Raw genomic sequence first — 18,473 nt, forward strand, 5'->3', positions numbered from 1 at the left:
CTGAAACAATTTAAACCGTACAGCCTAGGTGTTTTTACCGCATTCGAACGACCTTGCCACAAAGTTGGTCCACACTTTCAAGCTTGCCTTCAGGGAGACCCACTCATGAGCGATCGCTACCTCGGCTTTGCCAACTCCAACCTCGGCCGCCGCCTTGTGGATGCCCTTGGCCTGCCACACCCGGCCCCGCTGGAGCGCTGGCAGGCCGGCCGCCTGCGCCCGGTGGAGGGCGCCCTGGTAATCGGTGGCGGGCCACTGACCAGCAGGGTCGAGGCCATCGCCCCGCGCCTCACCGACGAACTCTACAGCTTCAATGCCGAAGGCTTGCAGGCACAGGCCTGGGTCGCGGGCCTGGGGCCGAAGCTCAAGGCCGTGGTGTTCGATGCCACTCATCTGTCCGACAGCGACGAGTTGAAGCAGTTGCGCGAATTCTTCCAGCCATTGCTGCGCAGCCTGGCGCCTTGCGCCCATGTGGTAATCCTCGGCCGAGCCCCGGAGAGCCTCGACGACCCACTGGCCAGTGTCGCGCAACGTGCACTTGAAGGTTTCAGCCGCTCGCTGGCCAAAGAGCTGCGCAACGGTGCGACCGCGCAGCTGCTGTATCTCGCTGAAGGTGCCGAAGACCAACTGGAAGGTGCACTGCGTTTTTTCCTCTCGCCCAAGAGCGCGTTCATTTCTGGCCAGGTCCTGCGCCTTGAAACCTGCGCCAGCCAGGTCGAGGATTGGACCCGCCCGCTTGGCGGCCGTCGCGCCCTGGTGACCGGTGCGGCACGCGGTATAGGCGCGGCAATCGCCGAAACCCTGGCGCGCGACGGCGCTGAAGTGGTGCTGCTGGATGTGCCGCAAGCGCGGCAAGACCTCGAAGCCCTCGCCGCGCGGCTAGGCGGCCAGGCGCTGGGCCTGGACATCTGCGCCAACGACGCAGCAGCGCAACTGCTCGAAGCACTGCCTGGGGGGATCGACATCGTGGTGCACAACGCAGGCATCACCCGGGACAAGACGTTGGCCAACATGACCCCGGAATACTGGGACGCCGTGCTGGCGGTAAACCTCAAGGCGCCGCAGGTGCTTACCCAGGCGTTGTACGACGCTGGCGCGCTCGGCGACAACGCGCGCATCACCCTGCTGGCCTCGGTCAGCGGCATCGCCGGTAACCGTGGGCAGGCCAACTACGCGGCGAGCAAGGCCGGGCTGATCGGCTTCGCCGAAGCCTGGGCGCCAAAGCTCGCCGAGCGCGGTGCCAGCATCAATGCCGTGGCCCCCGGCTTCATTGAAACGCACATGACCGCCGCCATGCCCATGGGGCTGCGCGAGGCCGGGCGCCGCTTGAGCTCACTGGGCCAGGGCGGGCGGCCACAGGATGTTGCCGAGGCCATCGCCTGGCTCAGCCAGCCGGGTTCCGGTGCGGTCAATGGCCAGGTCCTGCGGGTCTGTGGCCAGGCACTGATGGGAGCCTGACCATGAGCAGACATTGGCACGACCTGCACGCCCCGGACTCACGCGCCAGCCTCTACCTGCGCGCGGCCAGCAAACGCAAAATCAGCGGCGACAGCCTGCCGAACACAGGCCTGCGCTGCGTCGTTCGGGCCCAGCCCGACAACCTTGCGGCCTACCGCCGGCTCTGCCACTTCACCGACGATGGCCGCTTGCCGGGCACTTATCCACATGTCATGGCCTTCCCCCTCCAGTTGCAGCTGCTGACCGGCCACGACTTCCCCTTCCCACTGCTCGGGCTGGTGCATCTGTATAACCGCATCGAGGTGCTGCGCCCCCTGGGTGGCATCGATGGGTTACGGTTTGCGGTGTACGCCGACAACCTGCAACCTCATGCCAAGGGCGGCACCTTCGACCTGATCACCGAAGCCGAAGATGGCCTGGGCCTGCTCTGGCGCGAAACCAGCCGCATGCTGGTACGCGGGCTGCACCTGGAAGGCCAGGCCAGTGAGCTGGCAGAGCACGAACCGGGCCCACTGACAGAGGCGAGCCGCTGGTATGCAGACAGCGATATCGGCCGGCGATACGCCAAGGTGTGCGGGGACTACAACCCCATTCACCTGAGCGCCGCCAGTGCGCGACTGTTCGGGTTTCCCAAGGCCATTGCCCATGGCATGTGGAGCCAGGCCATGGCGCTTGCGGCGTTGCGCGGGCACCTGCCGAGCAGTGGCTATGGCTTCGAGGTGGACTTCCTGAAGCCGGTGCGGTTGCCATCGGAGGTGGTGCTCAGTGCCAGTGAGGCCGGGCCCGCAGGGGAACTGCGGCTGGATGGGCATGGCGAGTTGCTGCACATGCTCGGGCGTTGGGATCAGCTCTAGGCCGTGTGGCGGCTGCGCAGCCGTCCCCGAATCCTCTTGCTTTGCATCGGACCTGCGCCGAAGCTATGCGGCATTAGGAGAGCCCCGATGAACCTGCAAGAACTCACCGAACGCCTGCACCGGATCCGCGACAACAACGACTGGCGCGGCTTCCACAGCCCAAAGAACCTGGCCATGGCCGCCAGCGTCGAAATGGCCGAGCTGGTGGAAATCTTCCAGTGGCTGAGCGAAGACCAATCCCGCCAGTTGCCCGCCGATAAACTCGCCCACGCCGGCCAGGAGGTGGGCGATGTGGTCCTCTACCTGTTGTTGCTGTGCAGCGAGCTGGGCCTGGACATGGACCAGGTGGTACGGGCCAAACTGGCCGACAGCGAGAGGCGCTTCGCGCGATGAACGACCGTCACTTCGATGAACTGGCCACCCGCTTCGCGGAAAAGATCTACGGCGGTGCCAAAGGTGCAATTCGCCTGGCCGTGCTGCAAGCCGACCTGGCCGAAACATTGCCCGACCGCCCGCTGCGCATTCTCGATATCGGCGCAGGCCTGGGCCACATGGCCCTGTGGCTGGCTGAGCGCGGCCACCAGCTGACCCTGGCCGAGCCCGCCGCGCCCATGCTCGACGGTGCCCGTGCGCGCTTTGCCGAAGCGGGCCAGACGGCCACCTTCATCCAGGCGCCGTGGCAGGACCTGCTCGGCCAACTCACCGAACCCTACGACCTGGTGCTGTGCCACGCTGTGCTCGAATGGCTGGCCGAACCCGAAAGCATCCTGCCCGTGCTGCATCAGCTGACTGCCCCCACCGGGTGGCTTTCACTGGCCTTCTACAACCGCGACGCGCTGGTCTATCGCAACCTGCTCAAGGGCCATTTCCGCAAGTTGCGCAGCAACCGCCTGGAAGGTGAAAAGCAGAGCCTGACCCCACAGAAACCACTTGATCCACGTGAGCTCAAGGCGCAACTTGAGCCTATGTGGCAGGTCGAAAGCCAGAGTGGTGTCAGGGTGTTCCACGACTACATGCCCAAGGAGTTCCAGGCCAAGGCCGAACTGCTCGACCTTCTGGAAATGGAACTGGCCCACCGCAGGCACCCAAGCTTTGCCGGGCTCGGTCGCTACCTGCACTGGATCTGCCGCCCCCGCTGACCCCGCCCGCCGGGAGGAATACATGCCGTACCGTCTGTTGTGCCTGGCCCTGCTGCCCCTCGCCCTGGCTGGCTGCCAGGGCAGCAACCCGTATGTCGCCAGCGGCCGCCCGATACCGCCCGCGCCTGCTGCGGCTGCCACCACCTTCGACGCCAGTGCCTACCCGGCACCGCCCCGTGACTATGGGCACTATCGCAGCTGGAGCTGGCGTGGCGGCCAGTTGCCCAGCGGCACGGCCAATGCCGACCCGGCGCAACTGGCCGATGCCATCAGCGGCGCGCTCGACCAGCATGGCCTGCGCCCGGCACGGGGCAGCACCGGCGATTTGCTGGTAAGCGCCGACATGCGCCTGGAAAAACGCCTGCGCCAAGTGCGCGACTATGACACCTACGACCCCTACTACGGCCCCTACCCCTATGGCGGTGTTGGTTATGGCGGCTACCGCAATGGCTACGGTGCCTATGCCAGCGTACCGATCGTGCGCACCTACGAGGTCGAGGTGATGGTGGTGCGCATCGATCTGTTCGACGCGCGCAACGGCCAGCCGGTGTGGAGCGCCAGTGCTGAAAGCAATAGCGACAAGGACTCGCCGCGTGATCGCGAAAGTGCCTTGCGTGATTCTGTGCACAAGGCGCTCAGCGGCTATCCTCCCAGTTAACGTCTAACGGAGAACCATCATGTTGCGCCGTCTCGTTCTACTGTCATTTGCGCTATTACTTGCGGCCTGCTCCAACAACAACGTCCAGCAGGATTTCGACGCCAGCCGCGATTTTGCCGCCTATCGCAGTTGGGCGTGGCAAGAACCCGGCTTGCAGTACCGCCCGGACGACCCTCGAATCAAGAGCGACCTGACCGAGCAGCGCATTCGCCAGGCCGTTGCCGACCAGCTCGACCAGCGGGGCCTGCGCCCGGTGCAGGGCACGGCACGGCCTGACCTTAACGTACGCACGTACCTGATCGTCGAGCAGCGCCAGCAACAGATCACCACCAACTATGGCGGTGGGTGGGGTGGCTACTGGGGCGGCTACTGGGGCGGCCCGATGTACAACGAAACTCGCAGTGTCGACTACAAGGTCGCCACCATTCAGGTCGACATGTTCGATGGGCATGACGGCAAGCTGGTGTGGCGCGGCAGTGCCGAACAGATCATGAACAATTACCCGCCAAGCCCGGAAGAACGCAATAGCGCCATTCACAATACCGTGGCCAAGGTATTGGCCAATTACCCGCCGGGCAGCAAGAAGTAGCAGTTAGTGGGAGCGGCCTTGCATTGCGATAGGGCCGCTCTCACAAAAGCGCTGCGCCAACCGCGACATAATCCATTTCGACCACGCCTTTTTCCGTTGCCAACTGCACTCCCCCGCACGTTCCCGTCTATCTTCAGTTAAGGAAACCTGACTGACCGGGTAGAAGTGTTCAACAATTAGGGAAGGCGACCTGCCAATGCAAAGCATTGTTCTCTTGATGTGGCTTGCCTTGTGCTCCGAACAGGATGTGCGTCAACGCCAGATATCCAACTTGCTGACCCTCGGCGTCGCGGCCTGCGCCCTGACTTGGCTGTTCGCTACCGGCCACAGCTGGATCGGCGCCGAGGCCAGCGATGCCGGTTGGGCGCTGGCCATCGTCATGCTGCTGACCCTGCCCGGCTACATGCTCGGGCGCTTCGGGGCCGACGACGTCAAGCTGATGGGCGCCCTGGCCCTCGCCACCAGCCCGCAATATGTACTCGGCACCTTCATCGGGGCCGGGGTCACGGTGCTGCTGTGGCTGCTCACCCGTCGCCGCTTGTGGACCCTGCTCAACCCCAAAGTAAAGAAGCGCTTGCAGGCCCTGACGGAGCAGATGGGCGACAAACAAGCCTTCGTGCCCTACGTACTGGCGGGGTTTCTTCTGACAGCGGTATGGATCCAATAATCATATTTGTGGTCCGATAACTTGTACGGGCCTTGTACAGACTCGCAAAGTACGACTACTTTTAAGCTGCCAGAGCGTCTGGCCCGGGAGCAGGGCCGATTACGAACAGGGAGTTGATCGTGAACAAGCCGTCGAGTGAAGTGAAGGTGCTGGTGGTCGATGACCAGCCATTGATCGTCGAGCAACTGTGTGAATTTCTCGAAAGCCAAGGTCACCCTTGCGTCCCTGCCAATTCCACCGACCAGGCCATCGAGCGCTACCTGGCCGATCAAAGCATTGGCCTGGTGGTGTGCGACCTGCACATGCCGCAGCGCGATGGCATCGAACTGGTCCGCGCACTGAAGGACATTGCCGGCACCAAGCGCATGTTCGAAGCGATCATGCTGACCGGCCGTGCAGACAAGCAGGACGTGATCCGTGCCTTGCGTGCAGGTTTTGCCGACTACTATCAAAAGCCCATGAACCTCGTCGAACTGCTCGAAGGCGTTCGCCGCCAGGAGCAGGCATTGCTCGAGCGCCAGCGCAACCTCAAAGAGCTGGGCGGCCTGAACCAGCGCCTGCAGGACCTGGCATCGTCCGTTGACGAGCTCTACCACGACCTTGAAAAGGCCCGCGGCCAGGGTGTGCATCGGCGTGCCAATGATGTCGAGGAAGGCGAAAGCGAGCTGCCAGCGGTGTTCGAGAAGTTGTCGCCGCGCCAACTGGAAGTGGCGCGGTTGGTCAGCAAAGGCAAGACCAACTACCAGATCGCCTGCGAACTGGGCATCACTGAAAACACCGTGAAGCTCTATGTGTCCCAGGTGCTGCGCCTGACCCACATGCACAACCGCACGCAACTGGCGCTGGCGCTGACGCCGAGTTCTTCCCCGGTGCATCAGCGCTTTACCGCGCACTGACCACGAACGCCGGTGTTGCGCAGGAGCGTATCGAGCGGGGTTCATTGCATCTGATAGGTGAAGCTGAGCGTCACGCGTGGCGTTCGGCTCAGGCTGTCCAAGGCAGCATCCGCCAGAGGTTTCGCTACTTCCACAGCAACATCGAAATAACGCCCATCCCCCAGCCGCAGCCCCAGCGCAGCAGACGCCATCCGGGCATCCTTGACCCTGCCGGCGTTGTACCAGGCACGCGCTGCATCGAGCACCGCATAAGGCTGCACCACCTTAAGCCAGCCGCCGCTGTGCCGAACGCTGTAGTTGAGCTCGTACGCCACACCCCAGCCCTTGTCCCCTGCTGCCTGGTCACGGGGGTAACCACGGCCGAAACCCTGCCCACCAAACACCGCCCGTTCGCTGTCGGGTAGTTTGTCGTCGCTCCAGTACAGGGCGCCCGACACTACCCCCTGCCAAGCGTCGAACAGGGTATCGCTCTGCAACCCCGAAAGGCGCAACCGCAAGAAGTCGAGGTCATAGTCGGCGTCGCTGCGCGCGCCGAGGTAATCCAGGCCTTGATAGACCCCGGCACTGACGATCCGCAAGCGGCGAGCCTCGGCCTTGCGCCAGTTGCCCTCGAATGACAGCGCCCGTACGTAGTTATCGTATTCGCGCACCGGCAAACGCCCCGCAGGCCGATCTTCGAGATGCTCGCTGACCGCGTAGAAGCGCCCCATCACCGTCAGCCACTCATCCGGCCTGACGATCAGTGGTTGGCCTAGGCCTACCGAATAACGCTCGCTTTCCCGCTTCTGCGTGAGATCGCTGCCGTCATCCAGGCGAATACGGGTGCCCGGCGTGCTGCGATAGCGCGAAGCAGATACCAACAACTGGCTGCCTTCGGCGTCCAGGTACTGGCTGTAAGCCAAACGCTGGTAATGGGCCTGATCATCCCCGGGAGGCAGCAGCAGGCTTGCCTGGACCTGTTCGGCATAGCGGGTCTGGGCATTGCTGGCCACGGTGAACAGCGCCTGGGCGTCCTCACGGCTGCCATCGTTCACGGTAACGCCAGCGGCAAACGGCCTACGCCGCGCGTGCACCGTCAGGTGAGCGGCACCCTCAGGCGAATGCGCCGCGGTCAGTTCAGCGTCGAGCGCAACGCCGGGGATGCGTTCGGCAATGCCGATGTAGCGGTCCAGCGTTTCACGTGTGAGCGGCCGTTCGGCTTGCAAACGTTGCAGCAACTGCTCCAGGTAACGGCGGGCCGAGCCGATGTCGCCTTGCAACCGGTAGCCCTGGATATAGCCCTCCACCAGCACCACCTGGACGCGACCGTCTGCGACATCCTGCGGTGGCAGGTAGGCATACGAGAGCAGGTAACCGTCCTGCCGATAGCGTTGGGTGAGGCGCTCGGTGAACTGTTGCAACTCGCCCAGTGTGGTCTCGTGCCCTATCAGCGGCTGGTAGTGGTCGCGCAGCTCGCTCAGGGGCAACACCGTGCCGCCCTCGAAACGCACCTTGTGCAACACCAACCGGGTGTTTGCAGGTGCCCAACCAGCCGTATTGGCATCCGGCAGCGCCAGCCGCAGGCGCGCAGTGTCGGGGCGGTAGGTGTCTATCGGCAGGTTGGCGGCAGGCAGCCGACGCTCGTTTTCATGGCTGTCGAGGAACACCGGCAACGCCTCTGCCTGGGCCAGCAATGCCCACGGCAGCAATAACAGAGGCACGACCAGAAGACGCATAGGACGCTCCATGATCCCTCGGGTACCGCGGCGCCAGCCGGTCACACCCGTCACTTGCAAAGCGTAGGTGCTGGCCCGGCAATCGTCGAACGGCTACTCGCTGACCTGAAACGCCACCCGCGCGGTCTCGCCACTTTCATCCAGCGCGCTGAGCTCGATCTGCCCGGCGCGGTCGAAGCGCACCAGCAGGCTGTCCTGGCCCAGGGTCTCGCCCAACGGCTGGCCATTCAGGAACCACCAGCGCCGGCCACCCCCGCCAAGGGCAGAAACGTGCAACTGCAACGGCTCGCTGCTGGTTGCCGGGCGGCGCAGGTTGTCACCTGGGCGCACACCGACGATGGACAGGGGCGGCGCAGTCGCCGGTGCCTGCGGCGGGCAGGCCGGGTCGACTGCCGGCAAGCGCGCCGCACGCCGCTCGACGCGGGGCAGCCACGGCTCCAGCGGCGCAGGCCAGAGGGCGATGTCGCGCACCTTGGCCCCCGGGCAACTGCCATCGACGCGCAGCCCTTGCGCATTGGCCCAGACGCGTTCGCGCAAGCCCATCCCGAGCGGTTGGTCGGCCGCCTGCAAGGTCGGCGGCGTGGTGCCGTCGAGGGTCCAGGCAAAACGCTGGCGACGGCAGTTGGGGTCTTGCCGATTCATCTGCTGGCCCAGCGGCCAGCAGATGGCTGCCACGCCGATGGTATCGGGCACCTGCTCGACCGGCACGCGGATACCGCGCTGGGCGTCGCGGTTGCTCAGCAAGTCATGCACCTGAAGCATCAACGGCGCCGCCGAGGCCAGGCCGAACTGCCCAGGCACCGGCGTGCCGTCAGGGCGGCCGATCCAGACACCGATCAGGTAGCGCGGCCCGACGCCAATCGACCAGGCATCACGGAAGCCATAGCTGGTGCCGGTCTTCCAGGCCAACTGTGGGCGCTGCACGAGTTCGGCGTGCGGGTCACGGTCCGGCCGCGCCTGGCCACTGAGAATACGCCGGATGATCCACGCCGCCCCCGGCGACAGCAGGCGCCGCTCCAGCAACGGGTCCTGGGGCTGCAGGCGGATGCGCGCACTGTTGCCGGCCCGGGCCAGCGCCGCATAGCCGCCGACCAAATCTTCCAGGCGACTGCCCGCACCGCCGAGGATCAGCGACAGGTTGGGCTCGGCCAGGGGCGGCAGCATCAACGGCACGCCGGCCACACGCATCTGCGCCGCGAAGCGTTTCGGGCCATAGGCTTCCAGCAACTGCACCGCCGGCAGGTTGAGTGACAGGGCCAGGGCCGAACTGGCCGACACCGGCCCGCTGAAGCCCATGGAGAAATTGCCAGGCCGATAGTCACCGTAACGCCTGGGCACATCCTGCAGCAGCGATTCGGAGTGGATAAGCCCGTCATCCAGGGCCATGCCGTAGAGGAACGGTTTGAGCGTCGAGCCGGGCGAGCGCAAGGCGCGCACCATGTCGACATGGCCGTAGCGTCGCTCATCGCCCAGGTCGATCGACCCCAGGTAGGCGCGCACCGCCATGGTCTGCGCATCCACCACCAGAATCGCCGCCGACGTGCGCTCCGGCAGGCGTGCACGCCAGCCCAGCAGCAGGTCTTCGAGGCGCCGTTGCAGGGACGCGTCGAGTGTGGTGCGAATCAGCGGCGGGCTACCGGCCGTGTTCAGCCGCCGCGCCAGCAACGGCGCCAGGGCCGGTTCTTGCCGCGGCGCCAGCAGCAAGGGCTCCTCGGCGGCCTCCTTGAGCTGCCGGGCGGGCCAGACCTGGTACTCGGCCAGCCGCTGCAGCACCTTGTCGCGCGCACGCTGGGCACGTTCGGGGTGGCGGTCCGGGCGCAGGCGGCTGGGTGCCTGGGGCAGCACCGCCAGCAGCGCCGCCTCGGCAGGTGTCAGATGCTTGGGCGACTTGCCCAGGTACGCCCAACTGGCAGCCGCCACCCCCTGCAGGGTGCCGCCAAAAGGGGCGCGGTCAAGGTAGATCTGCAGGATTTCGCGCTTCGACAGGTGCCACTCCAGCTGCGCCGTACGCCATAACTGGCGCAGCTTGCCGGCCAAGGTGCGGTCATGCGGGTCGAGCAGGCGCGCCACCTGCATCGACAACGTGCTGCCGCCCGACACCACGCGCCCGCCGCGCAGGTTCAGCCAGGCCGCGCGGGCCAGGGCCAGCGGGTTGACCCCGGGGTGGCGATAGAACCAGCGGTCCTCGTAGGTCAGCAGTGCCTGCAGGTATAGCGGCGAGACCTCATCCGGGCTGACCGGATAGCGCCATACGCCCTCGGCGTCGGCAAAGCGCCACAATGGCGTGCCGTCTTCGGCCAGCACCACCCGCGCCAGGTCGTCGCCTGGCATGGGCAGCGGCCAGATACGGTCAGCCAGCCACAGCAGGCAGACAGCTAGCACGAGGGTGATAACGCCGGCACGGACAATCCTGCCCGCACGCGTGCGCGGCCGCGCTAAGCTTGGCATCGGGAACCGACTTGGCCAACTGATGGCCAAAGGCTTGGAAACGGCAAACTCGCCGACGTGTCGATCAGGAAGCAACTATGCATGTAGAAGGTTTTTTCGAGTGGCTGGGCCAGGCACTGGGTTCGTTGATCCGAGTTATCGTCGACGCATTGAGCGGGCTGTTCAACCTGCTGGCCAATGCCGGGGGCAATTTCATCGATGGCCTGGCGCGCACGCTGGGCATGGACACCTCGCTGGTCAGCATCCTTGCCCTGGTGGTCGGCCTGATGCTGCTGTACTCGGCCATCCGCGCCTTCATGCGGGCGTCGATCATACTCGGGATCATCTGGCTGGTGCTGGGGTTGTGGGTGATGAGCTGGGTGATTCACTGAGGCCCTGCCGCCCCTCGCTTTGATGTGTTTTTGGTGTGTGTGTGTAGGAGCGGCCTTGCGTCGCGAAAGGGCTGCGAAGCGGCCCCAAGATTTCGGCGTTAACCTTGATATCGCTGGGGCCGCGGATATCGCTGGGGCCGCGCTGCGGCCCTTTCGCGACGCAAGGCCGCTCCTACAAACCAAGCACGCGGGGCAGCTGCGGCTTAGCGGGCGTTGACGGTCATCTCGCCCTGCCCCTCGCCCACGGCCTGCAGGTTCGGCCGGTACATCGACTCGACCTGCGGCGGCGGTACCCGATAGGTGCCCGGCGTCACCGCCCGTGCCAGGTACAACAGGTGCGTGGTGCTATAGCCATCGAGCTTGAGCGCGGCCACATAACGGTCATCACGGTACTCCTGATGCACCACGCTGGCATTCTGCATCGACTCACGCCACTCCTTTACCGCGCTGCTCGCGTTGTCCAGGCTGGCGGCGCTCTGTGCCAAGTTCTGGTTTTCCAGCTCCAGCCCCGCCGGCAGCAAGTCGACCACCAACGCATCCGGCACACGCTCTTTGGCCTTGAGCGCCAGGTGCACCAACACCAGGTCGCCACTGCGCAGGTTGTGCAGGTCCAGCGGCTGGCCGTTCATGCCCAGGTACTCGCGACGAATCTCCATGCCATTGCCGCCGGCCGCTGGCGCCTGGCGTGGGTAGCCAGAAAGGGTCAGCTGCTGGTAAAGCGTTTCGCTGCCTTCGTTTTGCACCGTCAACGGCGAAGCCAACAACGGGCCTTCGAGCTTCAGGCCCGACGCTGCATTGTCGAGCTCGCGGATTTCGCCTGCGCTGTCCAACCGCGCCTGCCACTTGCCCTCCGGCTTGCCGAGCAAACCACGGCCGGCAAGGAACAGCGCGTTGCGTTCCTGGGTCGACAGCCAGCGGTTGGCCGCCAGCTCGTCAGACAGCGCGAACAAGCGTTGGTCGACCTGATTGCTGGCCAGGTTGCTTTCCTGCAACAGCGCCAGGATCAACGCCTGGTCACGCAGGGTGCTGCCGTAGTCGGCCATCCAGCCCTTGCTGCGGCCGATGCCCAACCCGGCTTGCAAGGCCTGCTCGGCGCGCGGTTTGTCGCCCATCTTGTCCAGCGCCACCGCCAGTTGCACCAGTGGTAGACCCGAGCGGGCGTCGGCGCGGCGTTCGAACAGCCCGCGCAAGGCGCCCAGCGGTGCCTGCTGGCTGCGTGCCAATACCAGCGCGGCATAGGCCTGCACGGCGAAGCGGGTGTGGTCGGCGCTCTCGCTGTAGTCGACTTCGATCAGGTTGCGTTCCTGCAGGTAGCGCAGCAGGCGTTCGTTGGCTTTCTTCAGTGCTTCGGCCGGCACGCCGTAGCCCTGGTCACGGGCACGCAGCAGGAAGTCGGTGACATAGGCGGTCAACCAGTACTCCTCCTCGCTGTCCGAGCTCCACAGGCCAAAGCTGCCGTTGTAACGCTGCATGCCCAGCAGGTGCTCGATGCCCATCTCGATCTTGCGTTTGCGCACTTCGGCCGGCTCGCCCTTGATGCCCAGGCGCTTGAGGCTTTCGGCATCGGCGTACAGCGACGGGTACAGCCCGCTGGTGGTCTGCTCCAGGCAGCCATACGGGTAGGCTTCGAGGGCGCGGATCTGTTCGGCCAGGTTCAGCGGCGGCCGGCTCGACAACACCAGGCTGGCTTCAAGGCCCGCCGGTTCGAAGGCCGCCAGGTCAGCCTCGGGCAGCGCCCATGGCTGGTCCTTCAGCGCTACCCGGTAGTGCTTGAGCATTGCCGGGTAGGCCGGGCGCACGCCCAAGGTCCACTCACGCTCGAAGGCAGTGGCCGGCTCGTTCGGCAATTGCAGGCCATTGACGCGCACCTTCACCTTGCCCTGGCCCAGGCCCCCCTGGGCCTGCACCGGGATCATCAGCGTCGAGCGCTGGCCTTCAGCCAGGGCAACGCTTTGCACAGCGCTGGTGGCCAGGCTCAACTGGCCTTCGGTGCTGATTTCGACATTCAGTTGCTGGGCTTGGCCGGACAGGTTGGCCAGGTCCAGCGCCAGGCTGGTGCGGTCGCCGCCCGCGAGGAAGCGCGGCGCCGAGAGTTCGGCGATCAATGGGGCGGCGACCACGGTCTTGCCCTCGGCCATGCCGAAGTGGTCCTCGGTCCAGGCCTGGGCCATCAGCCGCAGCTCGCCGTTGAAGTCGGGGATATCGACCGTGGCCTGGCCTTCGCCCTTCTCGTCCAGGGTCACCGGCAGGCTCTGTTGCGCGACGATGGTCACCGTGGTGTTGGGGCGTTTGCCACCCTTGGCCATGGCGGCGTCACCACCAAATGCCAGGCTGGCCAGGCGGCCCTGGCCGGCCTCGATCAACTGGCCGTAGATATCCAGTTGGTCAGCGCCATAGGCCTTGCGACCGAACAGGCTGGCGAACGGGTCGGGGGTCTTGAAATCGGTGATGTTGAGGATGCCCACGTCAACCGCAGACAACAGCACATGCACCTGCTGCCCCGCCGCGGGTGCACTGCCATCGGCCTTGGCCACCTTGAACTTCACCGTCAGCGGCTGTTTGGGGCGCATTTTTTCCGGTGCCTGCAGGCTGACCGCAAGCTTGCGCTCGGCCCGGTCCAGCGGCAGGTGCAGCACGCCCACGGCGCGTTTAGGCGTGGCATTGGCCTTGCGCTCGCCGGGGCGAATCACCAGGGCGCTGATGTACAAGTCGTGGCGTGCCCATTGCTTGTCCAGTTGCACGTCGAAGGTCTTGCCCTCGGCCGGCACGTCGATTTCCTGCCACCACAGCGGGCCATCGCTGGACTCGATCATCAGGTAGCCGCTGCCGGCTGCCGGCGGCGTCACCGTGACCTTGGCCGAGGCACCATCGGCGTAGGAGGGTTTGTCCAGGGCCAGCTTGACCTGGTCCGGGCGCACCGCGCCGCCTTCGGCGTTGTCCTGGGCGCGGTAGCCGGCCCAGAAGCGCTCGCTGGAGACCAGGCCGGTTTCCGGGTCTTCGACTTCGACCCGGTAAGGGCCCCACTCGACCTGGAACGACAACTTGGCGGTCGAGCCGGCCTTGACGCTGACGGTCTGCTCGCTCTGGGTGAGGTATTTCTCGTTGTAGTTGTAGCTCCAGCCGTCGCTCTGCGAGTAGTTCCAGTAGTAGTCACGGCGCTCGCGGATCAGCCGCACCTTGAGGTCGTTGGCCGCAAGCTTCTTGCCGTCACGGTCGGCGACCAGGAACTCGAATTCCACCGGGCCGTCACTGTCAGTCTCCTCCCCCTCGAACAGGCCGCGCAGGCCAGGCAAGCGCTCGGCCGGCCAGATCGGCTGTTCCAGGCGACGGGTGATCGGCCTGCCGCCGGACTCCTGCAGGCTCGCCTGCACGGTCAGTTGCAGCGGCGAGCGGGCTTCTGCCCAGCGGGTTTCGATATCGACCACCGCCTTGCCGGCCTGGTCGAGGGTGACTTCGTCCAGCTCCAGGTCCTGGTTCAGTTCGGTTTCGGTGACCGAGCCGAACTGGTAACCCGGCAGGGCGGGCACTGCTTCGCGCAACGGGCGCACGTAGGCCTGGCCACTCAAGCGATTACCTGCGGCAGGCGCGCCGTAGAGGTAGCGGCCATCGACCTGGATGTGCGCGTTCTGATCAGGCGCAAGCGGCGTGCTGCTGCCTTTGAGCTCCAGCGCCAGGCGCTCGGGGAGGAAGTCTTCGACAAGAAACTCGTAGACCTGCTTGCGCCCGCCCCCCAAATCGAGCAGCAATTGCCAGCGACCGGTCGGTGCTTCACTGGCCAGTTGCAACTGGTACTGGTACAGGCCATTGCCATCGGCCTCCCAGACAAACTTGCGGCTGACCTGCTCGTCAGGGCGGCGTACTTCCACGCTCACGGGCTGAGCCTTGACCGGCTTGCCATCCTGATCGCGCAGCAGGCCGTTGAGCAGCACGGTCTCGCCGGGGCGATACAGGTCGCGGGGGCCGAAGATGAACAGTTGCAGAGGGTTGGCCTGAGGGCCGGTGATGTCGAATTCGGCCAGGTCCAACGCTGCGGTGTTCAGGCGCAGCAAGGTGGTGTGCACGCCCTGGGTGGCAATCAGGGTATCGGCCTTGGGCGTGATCGGCAGCTGGGCGTGGCCTTCGCCATCGGTCTTGGCCTGGGCCAGCAGCTTGCCCTTCTCATCGTGTATCTCAAGGTTGACGTCTTTCATCGCCTTGCCCCCTTCCAGGGCCTGGGCGAACACGTCGAGGCGGTCGCGGAAGCGGTGCGCAGAGACGCCGATGTCGCTGAGGCTGAACAGGGTGGCCGGCTGCGAGTAATCGTAGGTACCCGAGGCACGCATCACCGCCAGGTAGACACCCGGCGCCTGCAGCGGCTTGATCCCGGCGATCGGCAGCAACACGGTTTCGCGGGTGTTGCGCGCCGGGTTGAGGTCGAAGCGGCCGCTGTAGACCAGCTCGGCCATGTCGAGGGTTTCTTTGGACTGGTAGTAGTACAGGCTGCTGTTGCGCCCCCAGTTGACCAGGAAGGTCGACAGCATCTCGGGCTTCACACGGAAGAATTCGACATCGACCTTGTCGACGTTGAGGGCGATCACCGGCAGGCCTTCGGCCAGGCGCGTGGGCAGCAGCGAGCCGCGGCTGGCAAAGCCGATGGTCGGCTGCATGTCGCGGGTTTCCAGGCGGGTCACCGACTCGCTGTCGAGCTGCTGCCCGTTGACCGCCAGCAGGCCTTTGTCGACGGTCAGCACCAGCTTGCGCTGCGGCTCGAGGTGGCGCAGGCGCAGCTCCATCTGGTTGTCGGAGAGTTCCCAGGCACCATCGACCTTGCCTTTGACAGTGTCGACCAGGTGCAGCTTGGCGGCGAATTCCTGTTTGGCATCCAGCGGCGCCGAGAAGCTGATCGACAACGCGCTGGCGCCATCGAGCTGCACTTCCGAGACATCCAGCACCGTCAGCGCGCGGCCCTCGTAGCGCTTGGCGAGCACGGCAGGGTCTTCGCGCTTGGCCGGTTGCACCTCGGCGGGCGTGGTGGCTGCCGGTTTCTCGGCCGGCGCCGGTTTGTCCGGCGCGGATGAGTCACAAGCACTGAGCAACGCCAGCGCGCAGGCCAGCAACAATCCTTTGTTGAACATGGTGTGGGAACTCTTTGGCAGCGTGTACGTGAGGGCAGCAACTATAGCGCAACGCCGGGCGCATCACCCGAGGTCGAGCGCCAGGTGAGACCGCGTTCGCGCGCATTGGTTGCCTGGCCGGTACACTATGGCCTGCAAACGCTGCCCCATGGCCCTAGGACACCGATGAGCTCCCTCACCACCGACTGGCGCGACCGCCCTACCCACCGCAAGGTCTGGGGCCTGGCCGCACCGATGATCCTTTCCAACATCTCGGTACCACTGGTGGCGCTGGTCGACAGCACCGTCATTGGCCACCTGCCCCATGCCCATCAGCTGGGCGCAGTGGCGGTGGGCGCCACCCTGTTCACCTTCATGGTCGGCCTGATGGGCTTTCTGCGCATGGGCTCTACCGGTTTTGCGGCCCAGGCTGCCGGCCGCGGCGACGGCGCAGCGTTGCGCCAGGTGCTGGTGCAAGGGCTGCTGCTGGCCTTGGGCTTTGCCGTGATCATCGGTCTGCTGGCGCTGCCCTTCAGCCAGCTTGCACTTCATGCGATGCAGCCCAGCGCGGCGTTGCAGCAATCCACCGAGGCTTTCTTCCACACTCGCCTGCTCGGGCTGCCTGCGGCCCTGGCCAGCTATGCATTGGTCGGCTGGTTCCTGGGCACCCAGAATGCCAGGGCGCCGCTGGCCATTCTGCTGACGACCAACCTGCTGAACATCGTACTCAACCTGTGGTTCGTGCTCGGCCTGGACTGGGGGGTGCTGGGTTCGGCGCGGGCGTCGGTGATTGCCGAATGGAGCGCCGCGCTGCTGGGGCTGGCCCTGACCCGCCCGGCCCTGCGCGCTTACCCCGGGCACATCGCCTGGGCGGCGTTGAAGCGCTGGCAGGCCTGGCGACCACTGCTGGCCGTCAACCGCGATATCTTCCTGCGCAGCCTGGCCTTGCAGTTGGTGTTTCTGTTGATCACCGTGCAGGGCGCACGCCTGGGTGAAGCGACGGTGGCCGCCAACGCGTTATTGCTCAATGGCCTGCTGCTGACCGCCTACGCCCTTGATGGCCTGGCCCATGCTATCGAAGCCTTGTGCGGGCACGCCATTGGTGCGCGCGACCACAATACCCTGCGCCGCGCGTTGGTCGTGGCGTGTGGGTGGTCGCTGATCACCAGCGTCGGGTTTGCCGTGTTGTTCCTGCTGGGGGGCCACTTGTTCATCGACCTGCAGACCGATATCGACAGCGTGCGGGCGGCGGCTTATCCGTACCTGCCGTATCTGGCGGTGCTGCCATTGGTGGCGGTGTGGAGTTACTTGCTGGACGGGCTGTTCATCGGCGCCACACGGGCCAGGGAAATGCGCAATGCGATGCTGGTTTCGGTGGTGATTGCGCTGCCGGTGGCGTGGGGCATGAGCGGGTTTGGCAACCATGGGTTGTGGCTGGCGTTTCTTGGCTTCATGGCGTTGCGGGCGGTGACGCTGGGGTGGGTTGGGTGGCGGTTGCAGCAAAAAGGGTTGTGGGTTCGGTAGTGCCGGGGCCGCTGCTATTGCGGTTATGCGATGCCTGTAGGAGCGGCCTTGCGTCGCGAAATGAGGGCGCAGCCCTCACCTGCTGACCTATAGCCACACACAATCCCAATGTGAATACTCGCCAGCACGCTGCACCAGACCGGCACGAATGGGATTGGCGATGATGTAACGCGCAGCGGCTTTTACATCGTCTTCTTTGCGTAGTGCCCGATCATGGTAACCCCGTTGCCAGATATGCCGACGTTCTGCACCCAGCCGATAAAGAGCACAGCTGCTTCTGGATTTGAACGCGCACATCAGGCTTCCCAAACTGATGGGGCCAAGTTCGATCAACCAATGAAGATGATCTGGCATAAGTACCCAAGCAAGCGTTTGGCAGCTGCCTTCTTGATCAGACAGGCGCAACTGCTGAATCACCGCTCTGGCGAACCAGATGTTGCAAAACAATGGAAAGCGGCTGCGGGTAACAGCAGTCAGTAGGTAAAGACGACCGGGTTCGGAGACTCGGCCAATGCGTAAACGGTGATTGCCTTGGCTGTCCATGCCGTGCTCCTTTGAATATTGCATTCAAAGGTAGTCATGGTGATTCAGTAGACGATGTACGGATCATTTCCGGGTGTGACCTCGGTGAGGGCTTTGCCCTCATTTCGCGACGCAAGGCCGCTCCTACAAAAGCACCGCGATCCCATGCAGGGTTGTAGGTTCGGTAGTGCCGGGGTCGCTGCTATTGCGGTTATGCGATGCCTGTAGGAGCGGCCTTGCGTCGCGAAATGAGGGCGCAGCCCTCACCTGCTGACCTATAGCAACACACAATCCCAATGTGAGTACTCGCCAGCACGCTGCACCAGACCGGAACGAATGGGATTGGCGATGATGTAACGCGCTGCGGCTTTTACATCGTCTTCTTTGCGTAGTGCCCGATCATGGTAACCCCGTTGCCAGATATGCCGACGTTCTGCACCCAGCCGATGTCAGCAGGTAAAGACCGGGTGTGATCTCGGTGAGGGCTTCGCCCTCATTTCGCGACGCAAGGCCGCTCCTACAAAAGCACCGCGACCCCG

The 18,473-nt window shown here is 64.9% G+C and carries 14 protein-coding genes and 1 pseudogene; 10 read left to right on the plus strand and 5 right to left on the minus strand.

The annotated features are described in order from the left end of the window. Window positions 1–105: 105 nt before the first annotated feature. From DJ563_RS18000 to DJ563_RS18035, 8 genes are all read left to right on the plus strand, one after another. Window positions 106–1,458: a 3-oxoacyl-ACP reductase gene (locus tag DJ563_RS18000; protein ID WP_434518115.1), complete on the plus strand. Its 1,353-nt coding sequence runs from the start codon at window positions 106–108 to the stop codon at window positions 1,456–1,458. A gap of 2 nt (window positions 1,459–1,460) precedes the next feature. Beyond that, window positions 1,461–2,312 (plus strand): MaoC family dehydratase, encoded by an 852-nt coding sequence (locus tag DJ563_RS18005; protein ID WP_274100524.1) that lies wholly within the window; start codon window positions 1,461–1,463, stop codon window positions 2,310–2,312. Window positions 2,313–2,399: 87 nt separating this feature from the next. After that, on the plus strand, window positions 2,400–2,705 hold the full coding sequence (locus DJ563_RS18010) for a MazG-like family protein (RefSeq protein WP_274100525.1): 306 nt from the start codon (window positions 2,400–2,402) through the stop codon (window positions 2,703–2,705). Continuing rightward, complete coding sequence (locus DJ563_RS18015; RefSeq protein WP_033703375.1) at window positions 2,702–3,451, plus strand: methyltransferase; 750 nt, start codon at window positions 2,702–2,704, stop codon at window positions 3,449–3,451. The genes DJ563_RS18010 and DJ563_RS18015 overlap by 4 nt, the downstream gene beginning before the upstream one ends. Before the next feature lie 22 nt (window positions 3,452–3,473). Beyond that, the gene (locus tag DJ563_RS18020) at window positions 3,474–4,109 is read left to right on the plus strand and encodes a DUF4136 domain-containing protein (RefSeq protein ID WP_434518116.1); all 636 of its coding nucleotides are present in this window, start codon (window positions 3,474–3,476) and stop codon (window positions 4,107–4,109) included. Between the two features lie 19 nt (window positions 4,110–4,128). After that, on the plus strand, window positions 4,129–4,698 hold the full coding sequence (locus tag DJ563_RS18025) for a DUF4136 domain-containing protein (protein WP_434518117.1): 570 nt from the start codon (window positions 4,129–4,131) through the stop codon (window positions 4,696–4,698). A 196-nt stretch (window positions 4,699–4,894) separates the two neighbouring features. Next, window positions 4,895–5,365: a prepilin peptidase gene (locus DJ563_RS18030; RefSeq protein WP_434518118.1), complete on the plus strand. Its 471-nt coding sequence runs from the start codon at window positions 4,895–4,897 to the stop codon at window positions 5,363–5,365. A gap of 119 nt (window positions 5,366–5,484) precedes the next feature. Continuing rightward, entirely contained in the window at window positions 5,485–6,261 is a 777-nt protein-coding gene (locus DJ563_RS18035) for a response regulator (RefSeq protein ID WP_434518119.1), read from the plus strand. A 41-nt stretch (window positions 6,262–6,302) separates the two neighbouring features. Here the strand turns inward: DJ563_RS18035 and DJ563_RS18040 are convergent, their stop codons facing one another. Together DJ563_RS18040 and pbpC are read right to left on the minus strand one after the other, a co-directional pair. Then, the gene (locus tag DJ563_RS18040; RefSeq protein WP_434518120.1) at window positions 6,303–7,976 is read right to left on the minus strand and encodes a ShlB/FhaC/HecB family hemolysin secretion/activation protein; all 1,674 of its coding nucleotides are present in this window, start codon (window positions 7,974–7,976) and stop codon (window positions 6,303–6,305) included. 93 nt (window positions 7,977–8,069) lie between these two features. Beyond that, a complete protein-coding gene (gene pbpC, locus DJ563_RS18045; RefSeq protein WP_434518121.1) occupies window positions 8,070–10,424 on the minus strand; it encodes a peptidoglycan glycosyltransferase PbpC in 2,355 nt (784 codons plus the stop codon). Window positions 10,425–10,501: 77 nt separating this feature from the next. Between pbpC and DJ563_RS18050 the strand changes: the two genes are divergently transcribed. After that, window positions 10,502–10,795, plus strand: a complete 294-nt coding sequence (locus tag DJ563_RS18050) for a hypothetical protein (protein ID WP_033703383.1) — start codon at window positions 10,502–10,504, stop codon at window positions 10,793–10,795. A gap of 203 nt (window positions 10,796–10,998) precedes the next feature. Here the strand turns inward: DJ563_RS18050 and DJ563_RS18055 are convergent, their stop codons facing one another. Further along, window positions 10,999–15,909 (minus strand): alpha-2-macroglobulin family protein, encoded by a 4,911-nt coding sequence (locus tag DJ563_RS18055; RefSeq protein ID WP_434518122.1) that lies wholly within the window; start codon window positions 15,907–15,909, stop codon window positions 10,999–11,001. A 165-nt stretch (window positions 15,910–16,074) separates the two neighbouring features. On the opposite strand from DJ563_RS18055, the gene DJ563_RS18060 reads away from it, so the two are divergent. Next, on the plus strand, window positions 16,075–17,412 hold the full coding sequence (locus DJ563_RS18060; protein ID WP_274097465.1) for an MATE family efflux transporter: 1,338 nt from the start codon (window positions 16,075–16,077) through the stop codon (window positions 17,410–17,412). A gap of 87 nt (window positions 17,413–17,499) precedes the next feature. Here DJ563_RS18060 and DJ563_RS18065 read toward each other — a convergent pair whose 3' ends face one another. Together DJ563_RS18065 and DJ563_RS18070 are read right to left on the minus strand one after the other, a co-directional pair. Next, window positions 17,500–17,955 carry an REP-associated tyrosine transposase gene (locus tag DJ563_RS18065; RefSeq protein ID WP_434518123.1) on the minus strand — a complete coding sequence of 152 codons (456 nt, stop codon included), beginning with the start codon at window positions 17,953–17,955 and terminating at the stop codon, window positions 17,500–17,502. 254 nt (window positions 17,956–18,209) lie between these two features. Next, window positions 18,210–18,383, minus strand: a pseudogene (locus DJ563_RS18070) (REP-associated tyrosine transposase); the annotation flags it as partial. Window positions 18,384–18,473 lie beyond the last annotated feature (90 nt).

Origin of the sequence: Pseudomonas sp. NFX1 (assembly GCF_051123555.1) — a bacterium.
Classification (GTDB): Bacteria; Pseudomonadota; Gammaproteobacteria; order Pseudomonadales; family Pseudomonadaceae; genus Aquipseudomonas; species Aquipseudomonas capeferrum.